At 61.0% G+C, this 23,634-nt stretch carries 31 protein-coding genes; 16 read left to right on the top strand and 15 right to left on the bottom strand.

The genetic code is table 11. From position 1 onward, the window contains the following. Positions 1-224 precede the first annotated feature (224 nt). The 6 genes from ECTOBSL9_RS02905 to ECTOBSL9_RS02880 all read right to left on the bottom strand — a co-directional run bounded on the left by ECTOBSL9_RS02905 (position 225) and on the right by ECTOBSL9_RS02880 (position 3,826). Entirely contained in the window at positions 225-560 is a 336-nt protein-coding gene (locus tag ECTOBSL9_RS02905; protein ID WP_082829699.1) for a BrnA antitoxin family protein, read from the bottom strand. After that, a complete protein-coding gene (locus ECTOBSL9_RS02900) occupies positions 526-825 on the bottom strand; it encodes a BrnT family toxin (protein ID WP_063463799.1) in 300 nt (99 codons plus the stop codon). Before ECTOBSL9_RS02900 ends, ECTOBSL9_RS02905 begins: the two co-directional genes overlap by 35 nt. Positions 826-1,284: 459 nt before the next feature. Further along, positions 1,285-2,478 (bottom strand): RNA-guided endonuclease TnpB family protein, encoded by a 1,194-nt coding sequence (locus ECTOBSL9_RS02895; RefSeq protein WP_063463798.1) that lies wholly within the window; start codon positions 2,476-2,478, stop codon positions 1,285-1,287. Then, on the bottom strand, positions 2,475-3,098 hold the full coding sequence (locus tag ECTOBSL9_RS02890) for an IS607 family transposase (protein WP_063465969.1): 624 nt from the start codon (positions 3,096-3,098) through the stop codon (positions 2,475-2,477). The genes ECTOBSL9_RS02895 and ECTOBSL9_RS02890 overlap by 4 nt, the downstream gene beginning before the upstream one ends. A 120-nt stretch (positions 3,099-3,218) precedes the next feature. Continuing rightward, entirely contained in the window at positions 3,219-3,572 is a 354-nt protein-coding gene (locus tag ECTOBSL9_RS02885; protein WP_063463797.1) for a type II toxin-antitoxin system HicB family antitoxin, read from the bottom strand. Beyond that, positions 3,569-3,826 (bottom strand): type II toxin-antitoxin system HicA family toxin, encoded by a 258-nt coding sequence (locus tag ECTOBSL9_RS02880; RefSeq protein ID WP_063463796.1) that lies wholly within the window; start codon positions 3,824-3,826, stop codon positions 3,569-3,571. Before ECTOBSL9_RS02880 ends, ECTOBSL9_RS02885 begins: the two co-directional genes overlap by 4 nt. A gap of 691 nt (positions 3,827-4,517) precedes the next feature. Between ECTOBSL9_RS02880 and ECTOBSL9_RS17790 the strand changes: the two genes are divergently transcribed. From ECTOBSL9_RS17790 to ECTOBSL9_RS02860, 4 genes are all read left to right on the top strand, one after another. After that, positions 4,518-4,799: a hypothetical protein gene (locus ECTOBSL9_RS17790; protein WP_063463795.1), complete on the top strand. Its 282-nt coding sequence runs from the start codon at positions 4,518-4,520 to the stop codon at positions 4,797-4,799. A gap of 132 nt (positions 4,800-4,931) precedes the next feature. Next, positions 4,932-5,171 (top strand): hypothetical protein, encoded by a 240-nt coding sequence (locus ECTOBSL9_RS02870; protein ID WP_063463794.1) that lies wholly within the window; start codon positions 4,932-4,934, stop codon positions 5,169-5,171. Then, complete coding sequence (locus tag ECTOBSL9_RS02865) at positions 5,171-5,560, top strand: type II toxin-antitoxin system VapC family toxin (RefSeq protein ID WP_063463793.1); 390 nt, start codon at positions 5,171-5,173, stop codon at positions 5,558-5,560. Before ECTOBSL9_RS02870 ends, ECTOBSL9_RS02865 begins: the two co-directional genes overlap by 1 nt. Positions 5,561-5,606: 46 nt before the next feature. Continuing rightward, complete coding sequence (locus ECTOBSL9_RS02860; protein WP_063463792.1) at positions 5,607-6,560, top strand: transposase; 954 nt, start codon at positions 5,607-5,609, stop codon at positions 6,558-6,560. A gap of 294 nt (positions 6,561-6,854) precedes the next feature. Here ECTOBSL9_RS02860 and ECTOBSL9_RS02855 read toward each other — a convergent pair whose 3' ends face one another. The 4 genes from ECTOBSL9_RS02855 to ECTOBSL9_RS17385 all read right to left on the bottom strand — a co-directional run bounded on the left by ECTOBSL9_RS02855 (position 6,855) and on the right by ECTOBSL9_RS17385 (position 9,197). Beyond that, positions 6,855-7,712, bottom strand: a complete 858-nt coding sequence (locus ECTOBSL9_RS02855) for an Rpn family recombination-promoting nuclease/putative transposase (RefSeq protein ID WP_082829698.1) — start codon at positions 7,710-7,712, stop codon at positions 6,855-6,857. Next, positions 7,709-7,906, bottom strand: coding sequence for a hypothetical protein (locus tag ECTOBSL9_RS02850; RefSeq protein ID WP_063463791.1), 198 nt, complete (start codon positions 7,904-7,906; stop codon positions 7,709-7,711). Before ECTOBSL9_RS02850 ends, ECTOBSL9_RS02855 begins: the two co-directional genes overlap by 4 nt. A gap of 317 nt (positions 7,907-8,223) precedes the next feature. After that, on the bottom strand, positions 8,224-8,523 hold the full coding sequence (locus ECTOBSL9_RS02845; RefSeq protein ID WP_063463785.1) for a hypothetical protein: 300 nt from the start codon (positions 8,521-8,523) through the stop codon (positions 8,224-8,226). Between the two features lie 83 nt (positions 8,524-8,606). After that, a complete protein-coding gene (locus ECTOBSL9_RS17385) occupies positions 8,607-9,197 on the bottom strand; it encodes a BrnT family toxin (protein WP_240481037.1) in 591 nt (196 codons plus the stop codon). A 776-nt stretch (positions 9,198-9,973) separates the two neighbouring features. Between ECTOBSL9_RS17385 and ECTOBSL9_RS02830 the strand changes: the two genes are divergently transcribed. Beyond that, the gene (locus ECTOBSL9_RS02830; RefSeq protein WP_063463789.1) at positions 9,974-10,933 is read left to right on the top strand and encodes an Rpn family recombination-promoting nuclease/putative transposase; all 960 of its coding nucleotides are present in this window, start codon (positions 9,974-9,976) and stop codon (positions 10,931-10,933) included. A gap of 194 nt (positions 10,934-11,127) precedes the next feature. On the opposite strand, the gene ECTOBSL9_RS02825 is transcribed toward ECTOBSL9_RS02830, so the two are convergent. Continuing rightward, on the bottom strand, positions 11,128-11,463 hold the full coding sequence (locus ECTOBSL9_RS02825; RefSeq protein WP_063463788.1) for a DNA-binding transcriptional regulator: 336 nt from the start codon (positions 11,461-11,463) through the stop codon (positions 11,128-11,130). Continuing rightward, entirely contained in the window at positions 11,438-11,719 is a 282-nt protein-coding gene (locus ECTOBSL9_RS02820; protein WP_063463787.1) for a BrnT family toxin, read from the bottom strand. The genes ECTOBSL9_RS02825 and ECTOBSL9_RS02820 overlap by 26 nt, the downstream gene beginning before the upstream one ends. A 139-nt stretch (positions 11,720-11,858) precedes the next feature. On the opposite strand from ECTOBSL9_RS02820, the gene ECTOBSL9_RS02815 reads away from it, so the two are divergent. Further along, a complete protein-coding gene (locus tag ECTOBSL9_RS02815) occupies positions 11,859-12,812 on the top strand; it encodes a transposase (protein WP_063463786.1) in 954 nt (317 codons plus the stop codon). A gap of 954 nt (positions 12,813-13,766) precedes the next feature. Here the strand turns inward: ECTOBSL9_RS02815 and ECTOBSL9_RS02810 are convergent. Continuing rightward, entirely contained in the window at positions 13,767-14,066 is a 300-nt protein-coding gene (locus ECTOBSL9_RS02810; protein ID WP_063463785.1) for a hypothetical protein, read from the bottom strand. An 83-nt stretch (positions 14,067-14,149) separates the two neighbouring features. Continuing rightward, positions 14,150-14,740 (bottom strand): BrnT family toxin, encoded by a 591-nt coding sequence (locus tag ECTOBSL9_RS17375; protein ID WP_240481037.1) that lies wholly within the window; start codon positions 14,738-14,740, stop codon positions 14,150-14,152. A gap of 139 nt (positions 14,741-14,879) precedes the next feature. Here ECTOBSL9_RS17375 and ECTOBSL9_RS02800 point away from each other — a divergent pair, with 139 nt between their 5' ends. Continuing rightward, positions 14,880-15,833, top strand: coding sequence for a transposase (locus ECTOBSL9_RS02800; RefSeq protein ID WP_063463784.1), 954 nt, complete (start codon positions 14,880-14,882; stop codon positions 15,831-15,833). A 298-nt stretch (positions 15,834-16,131) separates the two neighbouring features. After that, positions 16,132-16,842 carry a hypothetical protein gene (locus tag ECTOBSL9_RS02795; protein ID WP_063463783.1) on the top strand — a complete coding sequence of 237 codons (711 nt, stop codon included), beginning with the start codon at positions 16,132-16,134 and terminating at the stop codon, positions 16,840-16,842. 358 nt (positions 16,843-17,200) lie between these two features. Here the strand turns inward: ECTOBSL9_RS02795 and ECTOBSL9_RS16335 are convergent, their stop codons facing one another. After that, entirely contained in the window at positions 17,201-17,617 is a 417-nt protein-coding gene (locus tag ECTOBSL9_RS16335; protein ID WP_082829697.1) for a pilin, read from the bottom strand. A 470-nt stretch (positions 17,618-18,087) separates the two neighbouring features. On the opposite strand from ECTOBSL9_RS16335, the gene pilV (ECTOBSL9_RS02790) reads away from it, so the two are divergent. From pilV (ECTOBSL9_RS02790) to ECTOBSL9_RS02755, 8 genes are all read left to right on the top strand, one after another. Further along, positions 18,088-18,579: a type IV pilus modification protein PilV gene (gene pilV / locus ECTOBSL9_RS02790; protein WP_063463782.1), complete on the top strand. Its 492-nt coding sequence runs from the start codon at positions 18,088-18,090 to the stop codon at positions 18,577-18,579. Further along, the gene (locus ECTOBSL9_RS02785) at positions 18,579-19,142 is read left to right on the top strand and encodes a PilW family protein (protein ID WP_063463781.1); all 564 of its coding nucleotides are present in this window, start codon (positions 18,579-18,581) and stop codon (positions 19,140-19,142) included. The genes pilV (ECTOBSL9_RS02790) and ECTOBSL9_RS02785 overlap by 1 nt, the downstream gene beginning before the upstream one ends. 38 nt (positions 19,143-19,180) lie before the next feature. Then, complete coding sequence (locus ECTOBSL9_RS02780) at positions 19,181-20,392, top strand: PilX N-terminal domain-containing pilus assembly protein (RefSeq protein ID WP_063463780.1); 1,212 nt, start codon at positions 19,181-19,183, stop codon at positions 20,390-20,392. A gap of 4 nt (positions 20,393-20,396) precedes the next feature. Beyond that, positions 20,397-20,861 (top strand): tetratricopeptide repeat protein, encoded by a 465-nt coding sequence (locus ECTOBSL9_RS02775; protein WP_063463779.1) that lies wholly within the window; start codon positions 20,397-20,399, stop codon positions 20,859-20,861. 292 nt (positions 20,862-21,153) lie between these two features. Further along, entirely contained in the window at positions 21,154-21,636 is a 483-nt protein-coding gene (locus tag ECTOBSL9_RS02770) for a GspH/FimT family pseudopilin (protein WP_063463778.1), read from the top strand. Then, on the top strand, positions 21,636-22,031 hold the full coding sequence (gene pilV / locus ECTOBSL9_RS02765) for a type IV pilus modification protein PilV (protein ID WP_063463777.1): 396 nt from the start codon (positions 21,636-21,638) through the stop codon (positions 22,029-22,031). The genes ECTOBSL9_RS02770 and pilV (ECTOBSL9_RS02765) overlap by 1 nt, the downstream gene beginning before the upstream one ends. Positions 22,032-22,058: 27 nt before the next feature. Then, the gene (locus ECTOBSL9_RS02760) at positions 22,059-23,117 is read left to right on the top strand and encodes a PilW family protein (RefSeq protein ID WP_082829696.1); all 1,059 of its coding nucleotides are present in this window, start codon (positions 22,059-22,061) and stop codon (positions 23,115-23,117) included. 10 nt (positions 23,118-23,127) lie between these two features. Beyond that, entirely contained in the window at positions 23,128-23,622 is a 495-nt protein-coding gene (locus ECTOBSL9_RS02755; RefSeq protein ID WP_063463775.1) for a PilX N-terminal domain-containing pilus assembly protein, read from the top strand. Positions 23,623-23,634: the final 12 nt, after the last annotated feature.

Here is a 23,634-nt window from a genome sequence, read left to right as displayed (position 1 = left end):
TGCCCCACATCCCTTTGGCGCGGCACCCGCCTGGTTCGTTGACCAGTACCTTGTGGGAGCGGGCCTCGCCCGCGAAGGCGGCGGGCACATGGCCTGGCCCGGGCACTGCTGGCGCAGCGCATCGCCGGCAAGGCCAGCTCCCACGGGGGGGCTTTGGCTCGGTTTCGGGCGGGCCATTGATCCGAGGAAGAAGCGGCGCACTGCCTGTCCCGCCCTCACTCGTGTCAGCGCGGGGAGTGGGTCTTGAGCCAATCCTTCAGCGCCTCGTTCATTCGGGTCTGCCACCCAGGCCCAGCGGAGCGAAAGGCACGCAGAACGTCCCGGTCGAAGCGGATCGACACCTGTTCCTTGGTGCCACTTCCTGCCGGCCTGCCCACTTGGCGCTTTTCCACCACCTCACGCAGTTTCTGGGTTGCATCGGGTGAATCCTCGTCATCGGTAGGTTCTACACCTGCCTCAACCTCGCATTTCAACCGCGCCCAGTCGGTCTTGGATTCGCCCTGTGCCCGGTGGCTACGCATTTGCTCAAGCGTCAGCGTCGTTGTTTTCAAGCCACTCATGGTAGACACCTCTTTCCGAACGATTGGCCCGGCGAAAGCTGATGACACGAAAGCCATCCACTCCGGGCAGATACACCACCGTCAACACGGTGAGCACCTCAAACACGTAGGCAAAAGACTGCACTCGTTGCTCGTCATTGCGCTCACTGGGCACATCCAGCCGATATTCGCTTGCCAACACCAAATCGGCATCGACAAAGTCAAGGCCGTGCTTTTCAAGGTTGGCCTGCCGTTTGGTTTCGTCCCAGCAGTAACGCGTACTTATGAAATTATTGTAGATGCGTTAATTACGCAAGGCAACTTGAGGCAACGGGTCTGGAGGCTCAGCTCAAGGCCCTCTACACTCACTCAAGAGTGCCCACTCAAGAGTGCCTGTCCCTCATTCCTGCCGATCGCTCAGACAACGGGCCTGCCCCTGGCCGAGGTGAGGGTGCTGCAAAACAACCCGTCGCATTGACGGAAAGGGGCCTCTTCGTCCGGCGTGGCGAGATGGTGCACCCGCTGGGCAATCCATCCATTCCTGAGCCAGCGACATGGTGAGTGCCTCCACGAGATGGGGCTTGGCCATGGCGGGATGGTCAGGAGTGCCTGTCCCTTGCCTCTCCCAGCGCGGATGGTCGGGAGTGCCTGTCCCTTGTCTCTCTAGACCGGGATGGTCAAGGGTCAAGACTGCCTGTCCCTTACTACCGTTCCATCATACCTACCCAAACCTGCTCATAAGCATCTAAACAGGTTCAGTGCTGATTTCCTGCTTCACAGAGGCCGGTTTCACTCCGGTCTTGCGACCTGAGCCAGCGCCTTCCTCTCCACAGGCTGACACCGTGGAACTCACGGCGTAATGGGCAAGATTTCTTGCCGCATTCACATCCCGGTTGTGGTGTACGCCACAGTCCGGGCAAATCCACTGCCGCGTGGATAGTGGCATGACCTTCTGCACCGATCCACAAACCGAACACATTTTGCTGCTGGGGAACCAGCGGTCGGCCACCACCACCTGCCCACCCCGCTGATCTGCCTTGTACGCCAGTTGCCGCCGGAACTCATGAAAGCTCATGTCGGCAATGGATCGGGCCAGATGCCGGTTCGCCATCATGCCGCGCACATTCAGATCCTCGATGCCGATGGTATGAAACCGCCGGGTCAGATCCGACGTGAGTTTGTGCAAGGCATCTTGGCGAATGTTGGCAATGCGGGTATGCAGCCGTGCCAGTTTCGCCTTGGCCTTGTTCCGGTTGCTGGAGCCTTTTTGCTTGCGCGACAGGCTGCGTGATAGCCGACGGAGTCGCTTGAGCACGGCGGTATGCGCCTTGGGGCCCGTCATGGTGTCTCCCGTCGAGAGCGTGGCCAGTGCCAAGACCCCCAGATCCACCCCGACCGAGCCTTGGTTTTCAGCCGGTCGCCTGGGTGGGTCTTCGGTGTCTACGGTGATGCTGACAAACCAGCGGTCGGCGACGCGGGAGATCGTCGCGGACATGATTTTGCCGGTAAAGCGCAACGACTCCCGCATCCGCACCCAGCCAAGGTTGGGGATGCGGATGCGGGAGCCTTCGACGCGGAACTGGTCGTTGGTGAGTGTGAATCGGTCATGAACGCCTTTTTTGCGGAACTTCGGATACCTGGCCCGACCGGCAAAGAAGTGCTTGAAGGCTTCACCCAATTGGATGATCGCCATCTGCGGTGCCGTTTTGGTGACCTCCAGCATCCATGGAAACTGCTCGCGCTTGACAGCGTTCAACTGGCGACGAAGCGCCGCCTGCGAGGGTTTGGGCAGACTGCTGTCCTGCTTCCAGGCCGCGTACTGGCACTGCCATTCGGCCAACGCCCAGTTGTAGGCAAAACGTGCCGTGCCTGCCGCGCGGGCAAAATAGGTCGCCTGCCTGTTGTTGGGCGCAAGCGCAATCCTGTGGGCACGGATCATGTCGCGTCCTCCACGGCCTTCTTCACGCCGTCCAGCAGCCTCTGGTTCTTGCGCGAGCGGCTGCCGTAGAGTCGGGCGCTGAACACGGTGATGATCTCCAGCACATCCTTCGCCAGGTCCTCTTCAAAGGTCGCATCTTCACCCTGGTTGAGAATCACCACCTCGACCTCCCGGGCTTCGCAGATGGCAAAGACCAACTCGGCCCCGAAGCGCAAAAGCCGATCCTTATGGGTGATCACCAGTCGCCCGACTTCCCCATCGATGATGGCATCAAGCAGTCGCTTCAAACCTTTCTTGTGATAGTTCATCCCTGAACCAAGGTCGGAAATCAACTCGAACGTCCATCCCTGCTGAGCGCAGTAAAGTTCCAGCACCTGTTTCTGCCGCTCCAGATCCTCCTTCTGATCATGGCTGGACACGCGAGCATAGGCCACGGTGCGCCGCCCTGCATCTTCCTCGGCCCGGAACATCTCGGGCCGGAGTTTCGCCAGGTCGTAACGGCGATGGCCGCCCGCTGTGTGCTCAGGCACCAACCTCCCCGATGCTTCCCAGCGGCGCAGGGTCGTAATGGACACGCCCAGCGCCTTGGCGGCCTCGCCGATGCTTACCAATCTTTTCATATTGGAAAGCATAGATAAGCTATGAGAAGGTTTCAAGTGAACTGCTCAAGCCCCTTACTACCCACTTACTACCCTTAGGAAAGCCCTGTTTCTCGAGCCAGCTCTGTCATTCGGTGCGCATCAGTGGCTTGGGTGTGATCCGGTCTCGGCGGCGCGGGCGATGGCATCGGCGGCCCACTGGTTCAGGCTTTTGCCGGATGCCTGTGCGGCGATGCTGGCCGCAGCATGCACTTCGGGTGGAATGCGCAGCAGCACACGGCCGGATGCCGGCTTGAGCGGTTCGCGACCGGCAGCGCGGCAATCCTCCAGGTAGTGATCGACGGCCACATGGAAGGCATCGGTCAGCTCGGCGACACTCTCGCCGTGGAAGCTGATCCGGTCGGCGATCCCGAGCACATGGCCGACGAACACCTCGTCCTCGGCGTCGAACTCGATGCGGGCGGTGTAGCCCTGATACTTGAGCACATTGGTCATGGCTTGATTCCTCTCTCGTCCAGCCAGGCGCGCACGTCCTCGACCTGATATTTTTTTGCCTCCTTGCCGGGGTGCGGTCGGTGCAGGTAGAGGCGGCCGCCGTCGCCCAACTCGAAGGCAACGCGTGACCCATCGCCTTCGCGCACCTCGCCGCCTAGGGCAACCACAAGCGCCTCAATCTCCGCAAACACGATCCCGCTGGCTGTGGGATGGCGGTAGACAGCCGCCAGGGTCTTGCGGTGCTTGGTTTTCATCCTGCCATGATAGCTTGGAGTGATATCACTCGGCAATGGACTACACCGGGCGGGCCATTGATCCGAAAAAGAAGGGTGCCATTGCCAGCACACTGCCTCCGATCCTGCAGCGGCTGGGACTCAACCCGGAGCAATGGCTGGTTCAGAGCACTCGGTTTGAGACCGTTTGCCGGCATCAGCGACGACGATCAGCGGCCTGACGGGCTTCCCCGAACGACTCCCCATGCTGCGGTGATGTGCCGAGGATGGCCCCTGGGCGCCGTTCAGGTGTCGGGGAAGAGATCGGGGGAAATCGGGTGCTGACAGCGAGCGGTTCAAGACCGGGAAATGGGGGAGGGTGGTCGTTGACATCATCGGTAGGGGGCGAACAACCGACCGAAATGGTCAAAAGTGCCTGTCCCTTGCCTCCCCGTTGCCAGCAGATATCGGTGACCGACACCCCTTACTACCACGTCGTCTCGCGCTGTGTGCGGCGTACCTTCCTGTGTGGACAGGATCATGCCACTGGCAAGAGCTATGAACACCGCCGGCAATGGATCGAAGATCGGATCCGGCTGCTGGCATCCCTGTTCGCCGTGGACATCGCCGCCTACGCGGTCATGTCCAACCATTACCACCTGGTGATCAAACTGGAGCCGACGCACGCCGAGCGGTGGACTGATGACGAGGTGCTGCGGCGCTGCTCAGTTGCATGGCCTATGTGGATCTCAACCCGGTGCGGGCCGGGATGGCGGCCACCCCGGAGGAATCGCAGCACACCAGCATCCAGGGACGGATCACGCCCCGGTTCAACCTGGCTCAGGCCGTGCGCGAGCAGATGCAGATGGATGCCCTGCTGCGGTTCGACGGCAAGGTGAAACCGCTGCTGCATTTTGAGGGGGGGCTGCGTGCAGGCCGAGCAGACCGGCATTCAGTTCGCCTTCGAGGATTACCTGGCCCTGGTGGACTACACCGGGCGGGCCATCGACCCTAGGAAGAAGGGTGCCATTGCCAACGCGCAGTCGCCCATTCTGCTGTTTTCGCCTGGTTGCATACGCGGTCCCGGGGCAGGTGGTCGTGCTATCCTCGTGGGGGTTGGTTATCCCTTGCTTGCTGGAGGTGCCATATGTACGCGGTAGAGTTCGAGACGGATATCAAAAGCGAGTTCATCCGTATTCCGCAGTTTGAGAAGCTGAAAAATCGCCACGTGAAGGTGATCGTATTGATGGAGGATCCACCCGAGAATGTTCAGGCAGGGAAGGCTCAAACCTCATCGCCCCGGCGGCGCCCGGCCAAGGTGCCTCCTATCATTTTCAAGGGTGACGTCATCGACACCGTGCCGGATTCCAGCTGGAATTTAAATTGATGCAAGTGCTGGATACGCACGTCTGGCTCTGGTGGATGGCAAATGATCAGCGGCTAAACCCGGTGTGGCGTGATGCGATCGAAACAGACACGAGTATAGGCGTTAGCGCTATCAGCCTTTTCGAAGTGGCCTGGTTGGTCGAGCATAACCGAATTAACCTGGGTTTGCCGCTAGAGCAGTGGTTTGAGCAAGCCCTCGACGCCTCTGAGATTGGGCTATTGCCCATTACACCAGCGATTGCGGAGCGTGCCGTCACCCTGCCCGAACATCATAGCGATCCGCAGGATCGCATCATCATCGCGACTGCTTTGGTGCATCAGGCGCATCTGTTGTCTGCTGATTCGAAGTTTAAGTGTTATCAGGAATTGGAAGGACTATTGGTGCGTTGAGCATTGGCCATGATTCGACCGGGAAAAAACCGTCCAGGAGGGACACATGCCACGCCCCCGTTGCCAGCAGATATCGGTCACCGACACTCCTTACTACCACGTCGTCTCGCGCTGTGTGCGGCGTACCTTCCTGTGTGGGCAGGATCACTCCACCGGCAAGAGCTATGAACACCGCCGGCAATGGATCGAGGACCGTATCCGGCTGCTGGCCTCCCTGTTCGCCGTGGACATCGCCGCCTACGCGGTCATGTCCAACCATTATCATCTGGTGGTCAAGCTGGAGCCGACGCACGCCGAGCGGTGGACTGATGACGAGGTGCTGCGGCGCTGGAGCTGCCTGTTCAAGGGGCCGCTGCTGGTCCAGCGGTATCTGGCCGGAGACCCACAGGAAAGCTTTGAGCTGGCCCAGGTGGCGGAATTTGCCCAGTGCTACCGGCGGCGGCTGGCGGACCTGAGCTGGTTCATGAAGTGCCTGAACGAGCCCATTGCCCGCCAGGCCAACCGGGAGGATGGCTGCACCGGGCATTTCTGGGAAGCGCGCTTCAAGTCCCAGGCGCTGCGCACCGAGGCGGCGCTGCTCAGTTGCATGGCCTATGTGGATCTCAACCCGGTGCGCGCCGGGATGGCGGCCACTCCGGAGGACTCGGAGCACACCAGCATCCGGGAACGGATTACGCCCCGGTTCAACCTGGCTAGGGCCGTGCGCGAGCAGATGCAGCTGGACGCCCTGCTGCGGTTCGACGGCAAGGTGAAACCGCTGCTGCATTTCGAGGGCGCGTGCGTGCAGGCGGAGCAGACCGGCATTCCGTTCGCCTTCGAGGATTACCTGGCCCTGGTGGACTACACCGGGCGGGCCATCGACCCAAGGAAAAAGGGCGCCATTGCCAGCACGCAGCCGCCCATCCTGCAGCGACTGGGCATCACCCCGGATCAGTGGATGAACCAGAGCACCCGGTTTGAGGCAGTGTATCGTCAGCAGCGACGACGATCAGCGGCCTGAGGGGCTTTGCTGGACGGTTTCCACCAGGCTGCGGTGCTGTGCCGAGGCTGGCTTGTGGGTGCCGTTCATGCTTTGAGGACGATGTCGGGACAACCCGAGGCCGGAGGGCGATTCCCAGGCGAGGAAATGGCGGTCAACGGGGCAGGTGGGCGTTGAACATAAGCGGTAGGGGGCGAAAGGCTGAGTGGAATGGTCAGGAGTGGTCGGGAGGGTCGGGAGTGCCTGTCCCTTTCCTGTGCTACCCGAATAGCTCGTTCAGGCTGTTGGCCGTCAGCAGCCGGGTGCCCCAGGAATTCAATTGTTCATCGGATGCCGTTGATAAGCGCTCATCCACCCAACCGGGAAGTTCACCGAATTGAACACCAGTTGGGCGCGCAGCAATCCTTCAAAGCCCTCATGACGCCCTTCCTCGCGCCCTTCCTCACGCCCTTCTTCACGCCCTTCCCGCTTGGCATCATTCAGCAGCGACACCTCGTCCCTCAGGGCGCGCTCGCGCACGAAGGCCAGGCGGCGGGCTTCCTCGTCAGCGCTCAATTCCTTGAGGCGGCTCACCGCCTGCTGGACCGGCTCGTGGGCGATCTTGGCCATGGTCAATTCCTCTCGCCAGTGCTTGAAGAAGGTGATCCAGTCCGACAACGGCCCGGGCGGCAGGCACAGGATGTCGGCCTTTTTCAGTTCGATCAGGTTCATCTGCAGGATGTTCCCCAGCGTGACCTCGGGCTGGGTTTCATCGCGCATCTCAAAGCGCCACACGGCCTGCCGGCGCTCTGCCTCCGTGTGGGTGAATAGATCGAAGTCCAGCAGATGCAAGCCCACCGAGGCGCGCAATTGCTCATAGTCCTCGCCCGCGCCCAGTTGGTTGCCCAGTGTGCGAGCCAGATAGAACAATCCCCGCTTGTGCCAGGCCCCATAGCGGCGCACCTGTATCTCCACATTGTAGCAGTGGCCTTGCCCATCGCGGGCCAGCACATCAAGGATGATGTACTTGCCGGTGAGTTCACTGGGTTCGATGCTGGGGTTGAGTACCTCTGCAGAAGTGATGTTTGGCAGGTCGGGGCGCAGATCATTGATCAGGGCCACCAGCAGATCCGGGGCGGTGGTCAACAGGCGCTTGAAGACATAATCATTCGTGGGGTCGAGCAACTGGCTCATGTGGCCTTTCCCTCAATGGCAAACACCGAGGCCCGTTCCAGGATGCAGTCCTCAATCCTGCCGCGACGATGCGCGTCGCGGTTGCCGGTGAAGTGATCCTGAGCGCAGAGAAGGGCGCGACGTACCCAGCGCGAGATCACGTGGAACCAGGGCGTCTCGTCCAGGCAGACGAGGGTCGAGCGGGGCAGGGTCATGGGGGTGCCCGTCCTGTCGGGTCGCGGGAAGCTGTAAATTAATACAAGACCGTCGAGGCGTCAACGGGCGGTTGTTTGGCTGGTGGGAGATGGATTCAGATCGGTCGGGGCAGGGTGTTGCTGGCTCAGTGGATGCCCCACATCCCTTTGGCGCGGCACCCGCCTGGTTCGTTGACCAGTGCCTTGTGGGAGCGGGCCTCGCCCGCGAAGGCGGCGGGCACATGGCCTGGCCCGGGCACTGCTGGCGCAGCGCATCGCCGGCAAGGCCAGCTCCCACGGGGGCAGGCTGGTTCACTGTCTTCTTTACACCCAGTCTCTCACTGCACGGGGAAATCGTCCTTGAAGACGTCCTCAATGCTGTCGACGCTGAGCAGTCGGGCAGACCAGGTCTTGATCTGGTGTGCGTCTGCCGTTTCGATGGACTGCCGATAGGCCTTGAGTGCCTGCTGACCAAACTTTTGTTCCAGCAGCCACACGAGCATCTGGGCCTCGCCCTGATGGACGCCCTTCTGGATTCCCTTCTGAATGCATTTTTGGATTCCCTTGGCTTCTCCCCGATCCATCCATTCCTGAGCCAGCGACATGGTGAGTGCCTCCACGAGATGGGGCTTGGCCATGGCGGGATGGTCAGGAGTGCCTGTCCCTTGCCTCCCTTGTCTGTCTGTCCGCCTTGTCTGCGTGTCTGCGTGGCTGCGCATCGTCAGTGCAGTGCGGCGAGCGCTGCTTCAGGGGCTTTATCCAGCACCTTGAGCAGCGATTTGGCAGCGCCCGTGGGGCAGCGTTTGCCTTGCTCCCAGTTGCGAATGCTCTCCAAGGGTACGTCAATTTTTTTTGAGAACTCGGCCTGGCTCAAACCTAGACGTTTGCGAACGCGGCGTACGAACTTGGCCGCGTCCTGCATGGCAGCTGCTTCATCAGCGGCCGCTTGCCTGGCAATATCGGCTTCGGTGGTGGCATCCACCCGGGCAGTGTCAATACGTCCGGAGGTCAGTGATTCCGGGACTGCCGGATCAATCCTCACGCGCACTGTTTTCATAGCGATTAACCTCACGTTGGTTGGCTTTGCGTGCCGAGATGATGCGGATGGCCCACGCCTGGGCGTGTAGATCACCACGAACACGCGCTGTTCGATCTTGCCCAACAGTTGATAACGCTCTTCACCATAACTATGGCGGGCATCCTCCTGAATTACGCGGTCTGGGTCGTAGAAGGCTCTGGCGACGTAGGCAAAATCAAAGCCCCGCCCGGAAAAGCATGCTTCGCTTTTGACCTCATCCCATTCGAAATCCATGGGTCAAGAGTAGTTCATTGGCCTACCTCCGGCAAACGCAATGGCGGTTCCCGGCCTTGGCCTGGCCTCTTACCTCGCGGTAGGCTGTTGTTCCACGGCCCATGGATCTGGCCGGTGAACCATCGTCCAGGAGGGACACATGCCACGCCCCCGTTGCCAGCAGATATCGGTGACCGACACCCCTTACTACCACGTCGTCTCGCGCTGTGTGCGGCGTACCTTCCTGTGTGGCCAGGATCATGCCACCGGCAAGAGCTTTGAACACCGCCGGCAATGGATCGAGGACCGTATCCGGCTGCTGGCCTCCCTGTTCGCCGTGGACATCGCCGCCTACGCAGTCATGTCCAATCATTATCACCTGGTGGTCAAGCTGGAGCCGACGCACGCCGAGCGGTGGTCCGATGACGAGGTGCTGCGGCGCTGGAGCTGCCTGTTCAAGGGGCCCCTGCTGGTCCAGCGGTACCTGGCCGGAGCGCCGCAGGAAAGCTTTGAGCTGGCCCAAGTGGCGGAATTTGCCCAGTGCTACCGGCGGCGGCTGGCGGACCTGAGCTGGTTCATGAAGTGCCTGAACGAGCCCATCGCTCGACAGGCCAACCGGGAGGATGGCTGTACCGGGCACTTCTGGGAGGCCCGCTTCAAATCCCAGGCGCTGCGCACCGAGGCGGCGCTGCTCAGTTGCATGGCCTATGTGGATCTCAGTGAATGTGGGTGTCCTTTCGGCGTTCGGCTCTGGGATCATGTGTCAAACTACGGGCCAACTCTCACCAGGAGGCGCCATGGGCAACCACCACGACACCGGCTACAAGGAGCTGTTCAGCTACCCGGAGCTGGTTCGGCAGCTCATGGAGGGCTTTGCGCCGCCGGAGGTGTCGTCGATGATGGATTTCTCCACCCTCACGGACCACAGCGGGAACTATGTCACCCCGCTGTTCAAGGAAAAGTTCGAGGACAAGGTCTGGTCGGTGGAGGTGACCTGGGACGGCGTCAGGCAGCGCGTGTTCGTGTACCTGCTGCTGGAGTTCCAGTCCACGGTGGACCACCGCCTGCCGATCAGGATGCTGCACTATGTGGCGTGCTTCTACGACCACCTGATCAAGACCCAGGTGACGACGGCCAGGAAGGGCATGCCGCCGATCTTCCCGGTGGTGCTCTACAACGGCTCCAAGCGATGGACAGCCCGGGAGGACATCTACCGGATGATCAAGCCGGAACCGCCGGGGTTTCTACGCGTCTACCAGCCGCACCTGCGCTATTATCTGGTGAATGAATCCCGGTTCACCGATGAAGAGTTGGCCCAGCGTGATACGCCCCTGAGCGGGGTTTTCAGTGTGGAGAATGCCTCGAAGGATCTGCAGGCCCTGCAGGTAGCGGTGGACCGCCTGGTGGCGAGTATCCAGGCGCATCCCGAGAAGGCGCGCCTGGATGAGGTGATCACCCGCTGGCTGAAGCGTCACCTCAAGCGCCTGGAGGCCGAGGTGGAGCTGGACCGGATCAACAGTTTGGTGGAGGACAAGGCGATGCTTGCGGAGAATCTTGAGACATGGGCTGAGAAGGAGCGACAGAAGGGTCGGCAGGAGGGGCGGCAGGAGGGGCGGCAGGAGGGTCGGCAGGAGAATGCCCGTGAAACAGCCATCAACCTGCTCAAGCTCGGGATACTCACCGATGAGCAGATCGCTCAGACAACGGGCCTGCCCCTGGCCGAGGTGAGGGCGCTGCAAAACAACCCGTCGCATTGACGGAAAGGGGCCTCTTCGTCCGGCGTGGCGAGATGGTGCACCCGCTGGGCAATCCATCCATTCCTGAGCCAGCGACATGGTGAGTGCCTCCACGAGATGGGGCTTGGCCATGGCGGGATGGTCAGGAGTGCCTGTCCCTTGCCTCCCTTGTCTGTCTGTCCGCCTTGTCTGCGTGTCTGCGTGGCTGCGCATCGTCAGTGCAGTGCGGCGAGCGCTGCTTCAGGGGCTTTATCCAGCACCTTGAGCAGCGATTTGGCAGCGCCCGTGGGGCAGCGTTTGCCTTGCTCCCAGTTGCGAATGCTCTCCAAGGGTACGTCAATTTTTTTTGAGAACTCGGCCTGGCTCAAACCTAGACGTTTGCGAACGCGGCGTACGAACTTGGCCGCGTCCTGCATGGCAGCTGCTTCATCAGCGGCCGCTTGCCTGGCAATATCGGCTTCGGTGGTGGCATCCACCCGGGCAGTGTCAATACGTCCGGAGGTCAGTGATTCCGGGACTGCCGGATCAATCCTCACGCGCACTGTTTTCATAGCGATTAACCTCACGTTGGTTGGCTTTGCGTGCCGAGATGATGCGGATGGCGCCACGCCTGGGCGTGTAGATCACCACGAACACGCGCTGTTCGATCTTGCCCAACAGTTGATAACGCTCTTCACCATAACTATGGCGGGCATCCTCCTGAATTACGCGGTCTGGGTCGTAGAAGGCTCTGGCGACATAGGCAAAATCAAAGCCCCGCCCGGAAAAGCATGCTTCGCTTTTGACCTCATCCCATTCGAAATCCATGGGTCAAGAGTAGTTCATTGGCCTACCTCCGGCAAGCGCAATGGCGGTTCCCGGCCTTGGCCTGGCCTCTTACCTCGCGGTAGGCTGTTGTTCCACGGCCCATGGATCTGGCCGGTGAACCATCGTCCAGGAGGGACACATGCCACGCCCCCGTTGCCAGCAGATATCGGTGACCGACACCCCTGACTACCACGTCGTCTCGCGCTGTGTGCGGCGCACCTTCCTGTGTGGCCAGGATCACGCCACTGGCAAGAGCTATGAACACCGCCGGCAATGGATCGAAGATCGGATCCGGCTGCTGGCCTCCCTGTTCGCCGTGGACATCGCCGCCTACGCGGTCATGTCCAATCATTATCACCTGGTGGTCAAACTGGAGCCGACCCAAGCTGAACGCTGGTCCGATGACGAGGTGCTGCGGCGCTGGAGCTGCCTTTTCAAGGGGCCACTACTGGTCCAGAGGTATCTGACCGGGGCCCCACAGGAAAGCTTTGAGCTGGCCCAAGTGACGGAATTTGCCCAGTGCTACCGGCGGCGGCTGGCGGACCTGAGCTGGTTCATGAAGTGCCTGAATGAGCCCATTGCCCGCCAGGCCAACCGGGAGGATGGCTGCACCGGGCATTTCTGGGAGGCGCGATTCAAATCCCAGGCGCTGCGTACCGAGGCGGCGCTGCTCAGTTGCATGGCCTATGTGGATCTCAACCCGGTGCGGGCCGGGATGGCGGCCACTCCGGAGGACTCGGAGCACACCAGCATCCGGGAACGGATTACGCCCCGGTTCAATCTGGCTCAGGCCGTGCGCGAGCAGATGCAGCTGGACGCCCTGCTGCGGTTCGATGGCAAGGTGAAACCGCTGCTGCATTTTGAGGGCGCGTGCGTGCAGGCGGAGCAGCCCGGCATTCCGTTCGCCTTCGAGGATTACCTGGCCCTGGTGGACTACACCGGGCGGGCCATCGGCCCAAGGAAAAAGGGCGCCATTGCCAGCACGCAGCCGCCCATCCTGCAGCGACTGGGCATCACCCCGGATCAGTGGATGAACCAGAGCACCCGGTTTGAGGCAGTGTATCGTCAGCAGCGACGACGATCAGCGGCCTGAGGGGCTTTGCTGAACGGTTTCTACCAGGCTGCGGTGCTGTGCCGAGGCTGGCTTGTGGGCGCCGTTCATGCTTTGAGGGGAATTTCGGGGGAGCCCGAGGCCGGAGGGCGATTCCCAGGCGAGGAAATGGCGGTCAACGAGGCGGGTGGGCGTTGAACATAAGCGGTAGGGGGCGAAAGGCTGAGTGGAATGGTCAGGAGTGCCTGTCTCTTACTTCAGCGGTAGGGGGCGAAAGGGTGAGCGGGATGGTCAGGAGTGCCTGTCCCTTGCCTCGGGGGGAGCCCGAGGCCGGAGGGCGATTCCCAGGCGAGGAAATGGCGGTCAACGAGGCGGGTGGGCGTTGAACATAAGCGGTAGGGGGCGAAAGGCTGAGTGGAATGGTCAGGAGTGCCTGTCTCTTACTTCGAGCTCCAAAGGGTGAGCGGGATGGTCAGGAGTGCCTGTCCCTTGCCTCGCCTTTAATTCCCAGGCGAGGAAATGGCGGTCAATGGGGCGGGTGGGCGTTGAACATAAGCGGTATGGGGCGAAAGGCTGACTGGGATGGTCAGGAGTGCCTGTCCCTTACTTGCCCTAGGAGTGCCTGTCCCTTGCCTCCCTGTGGCAGCGTAAGCGGTAGGGGGCGAAAGGGTGAGCGGGATGGTCAGGAGTGCCTGTCCCTTCTCCCCGTTCAGTAAATTAATACAAGACCGTCGAGGCGTCAACGGGCGGTTGTTTGGCTGGTGGGAGATGGATTCAGATCGGTCGGGGCAGGGTATTGCTGGCTCAGTGGATGCCCCACATCCCTTTGGCGCGGCACCCGCCTGGTTCGTTGACCAGTACCTTGTGGGAGCGGGCCTCGCCCGCGAAGGCGGCGGGCACATGGCCTGGCCCGGGCACTGCTGGCGCAGCGCATCGCCGGCAAGGCCAGCTCCCACGGGGGCAGGCTGGTTCACTGTCTTCTTTACACCCAGTCTCTCACTGCACGGGGAAATCGTCCTTGAAGACGTCCTCAATGCTGTCGACGCTGAGCAGTCGGGCAGACCAGGTCTTGATCTGGTGTGCGTCTGCCGTTTCGATGGACTGCCGATAGGCCTTGAGTGCCTGCTGACCAAACTTTTGTTCCAGCAGCCACACGAGCATCTGGGCCTCGCCCTGATGGACGCCCTTCTGGATTCCCTTCTGAATGCATTTTTGGATTCCCTTGGCTTCTCCCCGATCCATCCATTCCTGAGCCAGCGACATGGTGAGTGCCTCCACGAGATGGGGCTTGGCCATGGCGGGATGGTCAGGAGTGCCTGTCCCTTGCCTCCCTTGTCTGTCTGTCCGCCTTGTCTGCGTGTCTGCGTGGCTGCGCATCGTCAGTGCAGTGCGGCGAGCGCTGCTTCAGGGGCTTTATCCAGCACCTTGAGCAGCGATTTGGCAGCGCCCGTGGGGCAGCGTTTGCCTTGCTCCCAGTTGCGAATGCTCTCCAAGGGTACGTCAATTTTTTTTGAGAACTCGGCCTGGCTCAAACCTAGACGTTTGCGAACGCGGCGTACGAACTTGGCCGCGTCCTGCATGGCAGCTGCTTCATCAGCGGCCGCTTGCCTGGCAATATCGGCTTCGGTGGTGGCATCCACCCGGGCAGTGTCAATACGTCCGGAGGTCAGTGATTCCGGGACTGCCGGATCAATCCTCACGCGCACTGTTTTCATAGCGATTAACCTCACGTTGGTTGGCTTTGCGTGCCGAGATGATGCGGATGGCCCACGCCTGGGCGTGTAGATCACCACGAACACGCGCTGTTCGATCTTGCCCAACAGTTGATAACGCTCTTCACCATAACTATGGCGGGCATCCTCCTGAATTACGCGGTCTGGGTCGTAGAAGGCTCTGGCGACGTAGGCAAAATCAAAGCCCCGCCCGGAAAAGCATGCTTCGCTTTTGACCTCATCCCATTCGAAATCCATGGGTCAAGAGTAGTTCATTGGCCTACCTCCGGCAAACGCAATGGCGGTTCCCGGCCTTGGCCTGGCCTCTTACCTCGCGGTAGGCTGTTGTTCCACGGCCCATGGATCTGGCCGGTGAACCATCGTCCAGGAGGGACACATGCCACGCCCCCGTTGCCAGCAGATATCGGTCACCGACACCCCTCACTACCACGTCGTCTCGCGCTGTGTGCGGCGCACCTTCCTGTGTGGCCAGGATCACGCCACTGGCAAGAGCTATGAACACCGCCGGCAATGGATCGAGGACCGTATCCGGCTGCTGGCCTCCCTGTTCGCCGTGGACATCGCCGCCTACGCGGTCATGTCCAATCATTATCACCTGGTGGTCAAGCTGGAGCCGACGCACGCCGAGCGGTGGTCCGATGACGAGGTGCTGCGGCGCTGGAGCTGCCTGTTCAAGGGGCCCCTGCTGGTCCAGCGGTACCTGGCCGGAGCGCCGCAGGAAAGCTTTGAGCTGGCCCAGGTGGCGGAATTTGCCCAGTGCTACCGGCGGCGGCTGGCGGACCTGAGCTGGTTCATGAAGTGCCTGAATGAGCCCATTGCCCGCCAGGCCAACCGGGAGGATGGCTGCACCGGGCATTTCTGGGAGGCGCGATTCAAGTCCCAGGCGCTGCGCACCGAGGCGGCGCTGCTCAGTTGCATGGCCTATGTTGATCTCAATCCGGTGCGGGCCGGCATGGCGTCCACCCCGGAGGAATCGCAGCACACCAGCATCCGGGAACGGATCATGCCCCGGTTCAACCTGGGGCAGGCCGTGCGCGAGCAGATGCAGCTGGACGCCCTGCTGCGGTTCGATGGCAAGGTGAAACCGCTGCTGCATTTTGAGGGCGCGTGCGTGCAGGAGGAGCAGACCGGCATTCCGTTCGCCTTCGAGGATTACCTGGCCCTGGTGGACTACACCGGGCGGGTCATCGATCCGAGGAAGAAGAGCGCCATTGCCAGCACGCAGCCGCCCATCCTGGAGCGACTGGGCATCACCCCGGATCAGTGGGTGAACCAGAGCACCCGGTTTGAGGCAGTGTATCGTCAGCAGCGACGACGATCAGCGGCCTGAGGGGCTTGCTGAACGGTTTCTAACAGGCTGCGGTGCTGTGCCGAGGCTGGCTTGTGGGTGCCGTTCGTGCTTTGAGGAAGATGTCGGGGGAGCCCGAGGCCGGAGGGCGATTCCCAGGCGGGGAAATGGCGGTCAACGGGGCAGGTGGGCGTTGAACATAAGCGGTATGGGGCGAAAAGCTGAGCGGGATGGTCGGGAGTGCCTGTCCCTTGCTTCACGCCTTGCTTCACGACGAGGCTTAACGGGGTGTCCGCTACAATTGGACCACTTCAGATCGGGAGTCGGGAGTGCCTGTCCCTTGCCTCCGAACAGGTCCGATGACGAGGTGCTGCGGCGCTGGAGCTGCCTGTTCAAGGGGCCGCTGCCGGTCCAGCGGTATCTGGCCGGAGACCCACAGGAAAGCTTTGAGCTGGCCCAGGTGGCGGAATTTTCCCAGTGCTACCGGCGGCGGCTGGCGGACCTGAGCTGGTTCATGAAGTGCCTGAATGAGCCCATTGCCCGCCAGGCCAACCGGGAGGATGGCTGCACCGGGCATTTCTGGGAAGCGCGCTTCAAGTCCCAGGCGCTGCGCACCGAGGCGGCGCTGCTCAGTTGCATGGCCTATGTGGATCTCAACCCGGTGCGCGCCGGGATGGCGGCCACTCCGGAGGACTCGGAGCACACCAGCATCCGGGAACGGATTACGCCCCGGTTCAACCTGGCTAGGGCCGTGCGCGAGCAGATGCAGCTGGACGCCCTGCTGCGGTTCGACGGCAAGGTGAAACCGCTGCTGCATTTCGAGGGCGCGTGCGTGCAGGCGGAGCAGACCGGCATTCCGTTCGCCTTCGAGGATTACCTGGCCCTGGTGGACTACACCGGGCGGGCCATCGACCCAAGGAAAAAGGGCGCCATTGCCAGCACGCAGCCGCCCATTTTGCAGCGTCTGGGCATCAACCCCGACCACTGGCTGGACCAGAGCACCCGGTTTGAGGCCGTGTATCGTCAGCAGCGACGACGATCAGCGGCCTGAGGGGCTTTGCTGAACGGTTTCTAACAGGCTGCGGTGCTGTGCCGAGGCTGGCTTGTGGGTGCCGTTCGTGCTTTGAGGAAGATGTCGGGGGAGCCCGAGGCCGGAGGGCGATTCCCAGGCGAGGAAATGACGGTCAATGGGGCGGGTGGGCGTTGAACATAAGCGGTAGGGGGCGAAAGGCTGACTGGGATGGTCAGAAGTGCCTGTCCCTTGCTCCTTGCTCTCCCTTGCTCCTTGCTCCTAAAAGCTCATCGTCCCCATCGTCCCAAAAAGAAACCCCGGCACGAGGCCGGGGTCAGGGTGTTTCCGTCTAGGCAAGAGTCAGGTCAAGAAAAGTGCCTGTCCTTACCCGCCGTTTCTAGATATCGAAGTCTCTACAGCTCGCTGGACGGAATCTAGCGGGGATTGAGCCACCACAGGTCCAGTTCGCAGTATTGCCCGTTACGTTAGGACGCAAGTTAATTGTTTCCCCGTCTACGTCGTCATGTATGCCAGTAGCCGCGGTAACAATTACATCAGTACCATCCCATGTTGAGCTTGCCACCTTTGTCGATTGCTGTGTTTCCACTGTGTAGGTGGCCGGTGGAAGTTCGCCTTCCACTGATACATATTCGGAAATATCAGTTCGTCCTGCGGAAGCCGCAAGAATGATCTCGGAGACTTGAGCGCGAACCGTATAGTTTTGATAAGCCGGCAGCGCAATCGCCGCCAAAATCCCAATAATCGCCACCACGATCATCAGTTCAATCAAAGTAAAACCTTGTTGTCTCTGCATCACGAAACACCTCGTCTATAAAAAAGTCATTCCATCGGTCCAAGGCCAGCTACTTCGGCCTTACGCACCAGAGATATTGCAGATCCCGGGCCAACCCATAAGCGGTTCCTTATCCGGGATGAGCGGGTGTTTCGTGATCCAGCAGGCTCCACTGGCACAGGCTGAGCAAAGGGGTGGCACTGATAAACCCATGCCACCAGCCCAGGAAGCCGACCAACCCCGTGCCAACGCCCCCACCAAGCCGCACCCTCACCCCCAGCCCCTCTCCCGCTCGCGGGAGAGGGGAGCCCAGGTGAATGTGAGCGGTAGGCTTTTACCGATGAGTTGCAGCGCCAGGCTCCCCCCGTCCAGCACGCCCCTGGCACACATGACTGCTCCCTGTGATCCATCCCCCAAATCCCACCACCCGGCGGCCCACTGGTAATGCCGAGGCGTATCATCGGTCATAGTAATGAGAGGACGCCTACGCCATGACCGACACACCCCACACAACCCGACCACCCCAATCCGGCTTCTCCCTCATCGAGGCCCTGGTTGCCCTGCTCGTCCTGTCTGTAGGCCTGCTGGGGCTGGCCGGGTTGCAGTTGCTGGGGATGCAGAGCTCTCACTCCGCCTATCAGCGCACCGTGGCCAGCGTGATCGCCACGGATGCGGGGGAGCGGCTGTGGATCAAACTGGCAGAGGAGGGCGGAGCACTCACCGAGGCCGATGTGGAGTCGGTCAGGGATGACTGGCGAGACGACTGGATGCATCAGGCCGGCACGGACGAGGACGGCAACCATGCCGTGTCTCTCCCCGGGATGAGCGACGCCAACATCACCTGCGAAAACGACAATGTGTGCGTGATCAGCGTCCGCTGGGCAGAAGGGCGTTTCCAGGAACAGGGTCAAAACCAGGAGGATGAGACCCGATTTGACTACCGTGTGCGCTTGCCCGTGAACATTACGAACGGGAATTCCTGATGAAACACGCCAAACAACAAAAAGGCCTCTCCCTCGTCGAACTCATGGTGGCCCTGGTCATCGGCCTGATCCTCACCGCCGGGGTGATCCATGTATTCCTGGGCAACCAGGTCGCCTACCGGGAAACCCAGCGCTTCAGCGCATTGCAGGACAACATCGGCTTTGCCGTTGATTTCATGGTGAGGGACATCCGCGGAGCCGACGCCATCGCCGAGACCACCAGCCCCGAGGGTATCAGCGTAATCCGGCATCGCGACGCCGCGGTTTGCGGCGTGAGCGGGTCAGGCAGCGAAGTGATCTACCACGTGGACGGCGATTCGCTGCGGTGTGGGCCGGCGGGTGACGACACGGACCCGATCCTGGTTCAAGGCATGAGGCCGGGTTCGGTCTTGCGATTTGATCCACAACCAGACCCGCTTCCATCGGGCACCAACCCCATCGGCGCAAAAATCACCCTCACCTTCACCAGCCAAGCCAGCGAAGGCGGCCCGCCGCGCCACCACTCCCTCACATTCCACGTGGCCCTGCGCGGCCCCATCCTCAGTAATCTGCCGAACCCATAACCGGTCAGCCGCACGGAAGCGGCGGCCAGGAGCCTTCCATGAACGCCCCAAAGAACACCCAACGCGGCACCGTCCTCATCGTGAGCCTGATCATCCTGTCCATGGCCACCCTGATCGGTGTGGTGGGCATGAACGGCAGCTTCATCCAGGAACGCATCGCCGGCAACCAGAAGCAGACCACCGAGGCCTTCATGGCCGCTGAAACCGGTCTGAGCCAGGTGATTCAGGATCTGCGCGATCCCACTTTCGCCCACTGGGGGCAGCGCAACGAGAGCCTGGAAGCGATCGGCACCCAGCAACGCTACCTGGGGAATGATCAGCAAGTGGCCTGGCAACTGGAATCCCTCACCTATATCGGCGGCACGGCCACCGTCCGGGTGCGTGGCTGGGTGGCGGCCACGGGGACCGAACGGGTTCTGGAAGCCACGCTGGATCGCGGGCTGGGCGGGCCTTCACCGGAGTCGGCCTACACCTGCTACGGGCCCAGCTGCCAGACACGCACCGGCTCCAACGCATCAAAAACGGTTTACTACGACGGCCGCGACTGGCGGCTCCCCAGCAGCGCCTCCTGCTCCGGATCAGGTTGCAATGGTGAAATGGTGGACAACCGGGATGGCGACAAGGCCGGCATCTACCTGATCGGCAACGATGGTTCAGACGCGATAGGCACCGGCAACCAGGATGGCAACAACCGCCCCGACCAGATCCAGGGCGACCCGCCCGTGCGTCAAACCGACCAGAACGCCTCAGAAGCCGGCGTGACCGTATCAGACTGGCAAGCCTACGCCGATACACTCGTCTCCCGGTCGGATACGGGCCAGATCGACGTGAACACCGGCAACACCGTGGACGTCTCCCAGTTTCTGGGGAGCCGCAGTGCACCAACTGTCAACCATGTGACCGGCACCGGTAGCATCCGGTTGAGCGGCAACACCCACGGGGCCGGTGTGCTCATCGTCTCCGGTGACATTGAGATATTCCCCGCCAACGGCACCATGACCTTCGAGGGGCTGATCATCCTGCGCGATGGCGCGCGGCTGTCCTCGGGGTCGGGCACGGCCAATGTGTTCGGCTCCATCATCTCCCTCACCGGTAATGAAGATGCCGTGGATGCCGACCTGGGCGGCAACTTCAGCCTCAAGTACAGCTCCGAGGCCCTGGAAAACCTGCGCGAACACGGCCTGTGGGGCAGTCCGCTGGCCGCCCCCAGGGTGGTAACCTGGAAAGAGGTCGTGAACACGGACACCTGACACCATGCACCTGGTCACCCTGAAAACCGCCATCTTCCTCACCGGCCTGAGCCGACGCACCCTGTGGCGCCGCATCGCCGCAGGGGCCATCGCCAAGAAGAACAAGGACGAACCCCTGGGCCGCACCCAGGTCCCCCTGGAAGGTCTGCTGGATGATATCGGTATCCCACTGAATGAAGAGGACATGGACCTCATCCGCCGGGCGGACAATGGCGACCCCATGGCGCAAGGCGAGTTGGGTTTAATGCTCCTGCAGGCGGGTCAGCCGGAACGGGCCATCCACTGGCTGGAACAGGCCGCCACCCGGGAAGACCCGGACGCCATGCACTGGCTGGGGCGTTGCCATGTGGCGGGCGAGGGTGTGGAGGTGGATGAAACCCTGGGGCTGTCATGGATCACCCGGGCCGCGGCCCGGGGGCATGTGATATCGCGGCGGCAGGTGGAGGTGTTGGGGGGGGAAGTGGGTTAGTGGGAAAAGGTGTCTGTCCCCATTTTCACGGTGGATGAGGGTGGGTTGGTTGGAGGGCATGGCCTTTCTTGAGTAGGCGATTCCATGCGGTTCGGGGGGGATGTCCCGGCTTGTTCGATTGTGCCCGAGCAGGGTAAAGCGGGCACTGAGAGCCTCCCGGCTTGCTGCGCCTCAATTTGGGTGTCCTACGGGTCCATATGGGGCCTATCACTCCTCACCGACTATTCCACCAAACCTCCCGTTAATCCAGTCACACAAGACGCAGGTCAATCCATAGGTCTAGACTCCAGGAATGAAGACTCGCGGATTCACACTCGTCGAATTGATGATCACCCTAGCGGTGGCGGCCATACTGGCCACCATTGCCGTGCCCGGTTTCATGAACCTCATTCAGACTAACCGGGTGGTCACACAAACCAATGAGCTGGTGTCAGCCTTCAATCTGGCACGCAGCGAAGCCATCAGGCGTGGAGTGCCGGTCACCGTCGCAGCCTCCACTGGCGATGATTTCGCCAGCGGCTGGTGTGTTCATCTGGGCAATGCCTGTGATGGTGATGATCGGCTGAGGGCTTATCCTGGCATGTCGAATATGGCAGTCGGTGTCTCAGGTGGTCAGCCGATCGTCTTTAATGGTCGGGGTGTCAAGGAATCGCCGGCTGGCACGGTGACCCTAATCATCAAACCCTCGGGCTGTGCCGCCGGCACCACGGGCCGTAGTCGCACGCTCGAAATCATCAATACCGGTCGTGTCAGCGTCACTCAGGGAGATTGCTGATGAAGTATCAAACCGGTGTTTCATTGATTGAGGTGTTGATCGCCATATTGGTGATCTCCATTGGCCTGCTGGGGGTGGCAGGGATACAGGCGGTGTCCGTCCAGCTCAATCAAAATGCCTACTTACGCAGCCAGGCCACACATCTTGCTTATGAAATGTCCGATACGGTGCGGGCACGCGGCGGAGTTGACGCGACCGATTTGAATGACTGGGTCCAGCGTGTCAACGAGGCGCTTCCCGTCCCGGCCGACGCCCAGCCCACGGTGAACCTGAACAATGGAACTGTCACCGTCGTTATCTGTTGGGAAGAGCGCAGGCTTGAGGCCAATGCCCCCAATGTCCCGGCGGAGTGCGGCGATGATCTCATGGGTTTCAGCTTTACCGCCCGATTCTAACCCCATCAACTTGCGGTGAAATCAACTATGCAAGACGCTCAGCAGTCATCTCAGCGGAGAAGGAATCAGCCAGCGTCTGCTCACCTTACCCAATGTTTCCACCAGCGCGGCCTCACGCTGGTGGAAATGATGGTGGCCATCACCCTGAGCCTGATTCTGACCGCGGGCATGATTCATATCTTCACAGGTTCCAGCCAGACCTACCGCCTCAATGAGGCGGCATCGCGAGTACAGGAAAATGGGAGATTTGCCATCGATCAACTGACTTGGGATCTACGCCAGGCAGGCTTTCGCGGTGGATGCCGTCAGCAGGTAAACAATTTGCTGGACCTTGAGCCCAACGATGCCGATTACTTGCTGTTCGATCTGGAGAACGCTATCAATGGCTGGAACAACACTGCAGGTCCGGCACCGGCAGACTACCAAGCAGGCACCGATGTTCTTCTGATTAAACATGCAGCACGGATTTCCGGGGTGACAGCAAGTGGAAATACCCCAGCTCATGCCAACACCATCAACCTGACTCAATCCAGTACCGTCCCTCAAGGCGCCATTGTCTTTGTTACCAATGCCTCGAACTGCGATATATTCCAGAACCGTGCGAACTTGAATGCAAGCACGCTAACCAGAGGCGCTGCAGGCAACCCTGGAAATAAGAACCCGGGGCAAAACCATTTCAGCGATTCTTATCAAGATGACATGGAAATCTTCCTGCTACGCAGTCACCTCTATTACATCGGCACGGGTTCCACAGGGGCACCGGCACTGATGAGGGTGAGCCATCACGAGGGGCTGGATCAGGTTCAGACTGAAGAGCTGGTGGAAGGCGTCCGTGACATGCAGATCACTTATGGCGTGGACACAAACGGAAACCGTGAAATCAACGTATTCCAGACGGCCAATCAGGTCACCAACTGGCAACGGGTGCTGGCCATCCGAGTGAGTCTGCTACTGCAAAGCAACCGGGATTTCATGGTCGACGCGCCGATGACGGTTGCCTTCAATGGCAACAATGTCACCCCAGGTGACAGACGCTTCTACCAGGTGTTCACCACTACCGTCGGCATACGAAACCGCCTGCCATGAGGTACTCGTCATGACATACCCGCCCCGTCAGGGCATGGCCAACGCCCAGACCGGCAGCGCCCTGATCATCGCGCTGGTCTTTCTGCTGCTCGTTACCATGATCGGCGTCACTGCCATGCAAAGCACGACCATGCAGGAGCGCATGGCTGGCAACCTGCGTGATGGCTACCTGGCCTTCGAAGCTGCGGAAGCTGCCCTCCGGGAGGGTGAGGCCTGGCTGGATGATGGCAATAATGTGCTCTCGGCGGATGTCACGGCAACACTGACCAACCCGGCCGATTGGGATGGTGAAAGCCCCCCGTCCACAGGCAATGCGGTGCTGTCTGATGATCTTTCCGAAAATCCCGTGTTCCACGTCTCCGCTCCACGACTGGTGCGGGTCAATCCGGCGGACCCAAGTGCCGGGGTTCGCGGCATTTACCCCATCATCAGCCGTGGCCAAGGTGGAACGGCGGCGGCTGTGGTTGTGCTGCAAAGCCACTGCGCGCTCCCCTGTCGACCATGAGCCCGGTATTTC

It is taken from the genome of Ectothiorhodospira sp. BSL-9, from assembly GCF_001632845.1.
Taxonomy (GTDB): Bacteria; Pseudomonadota; Gammaproteobacteria; order Ectothiorhodospirales; family Ectothiorhodospiraceae; genus Ectothiorhodospira.
Note: the sequence above shows the minus strand (reverse complement) of the source record. Positions and strands in the feature narration are given on the sequence as shown.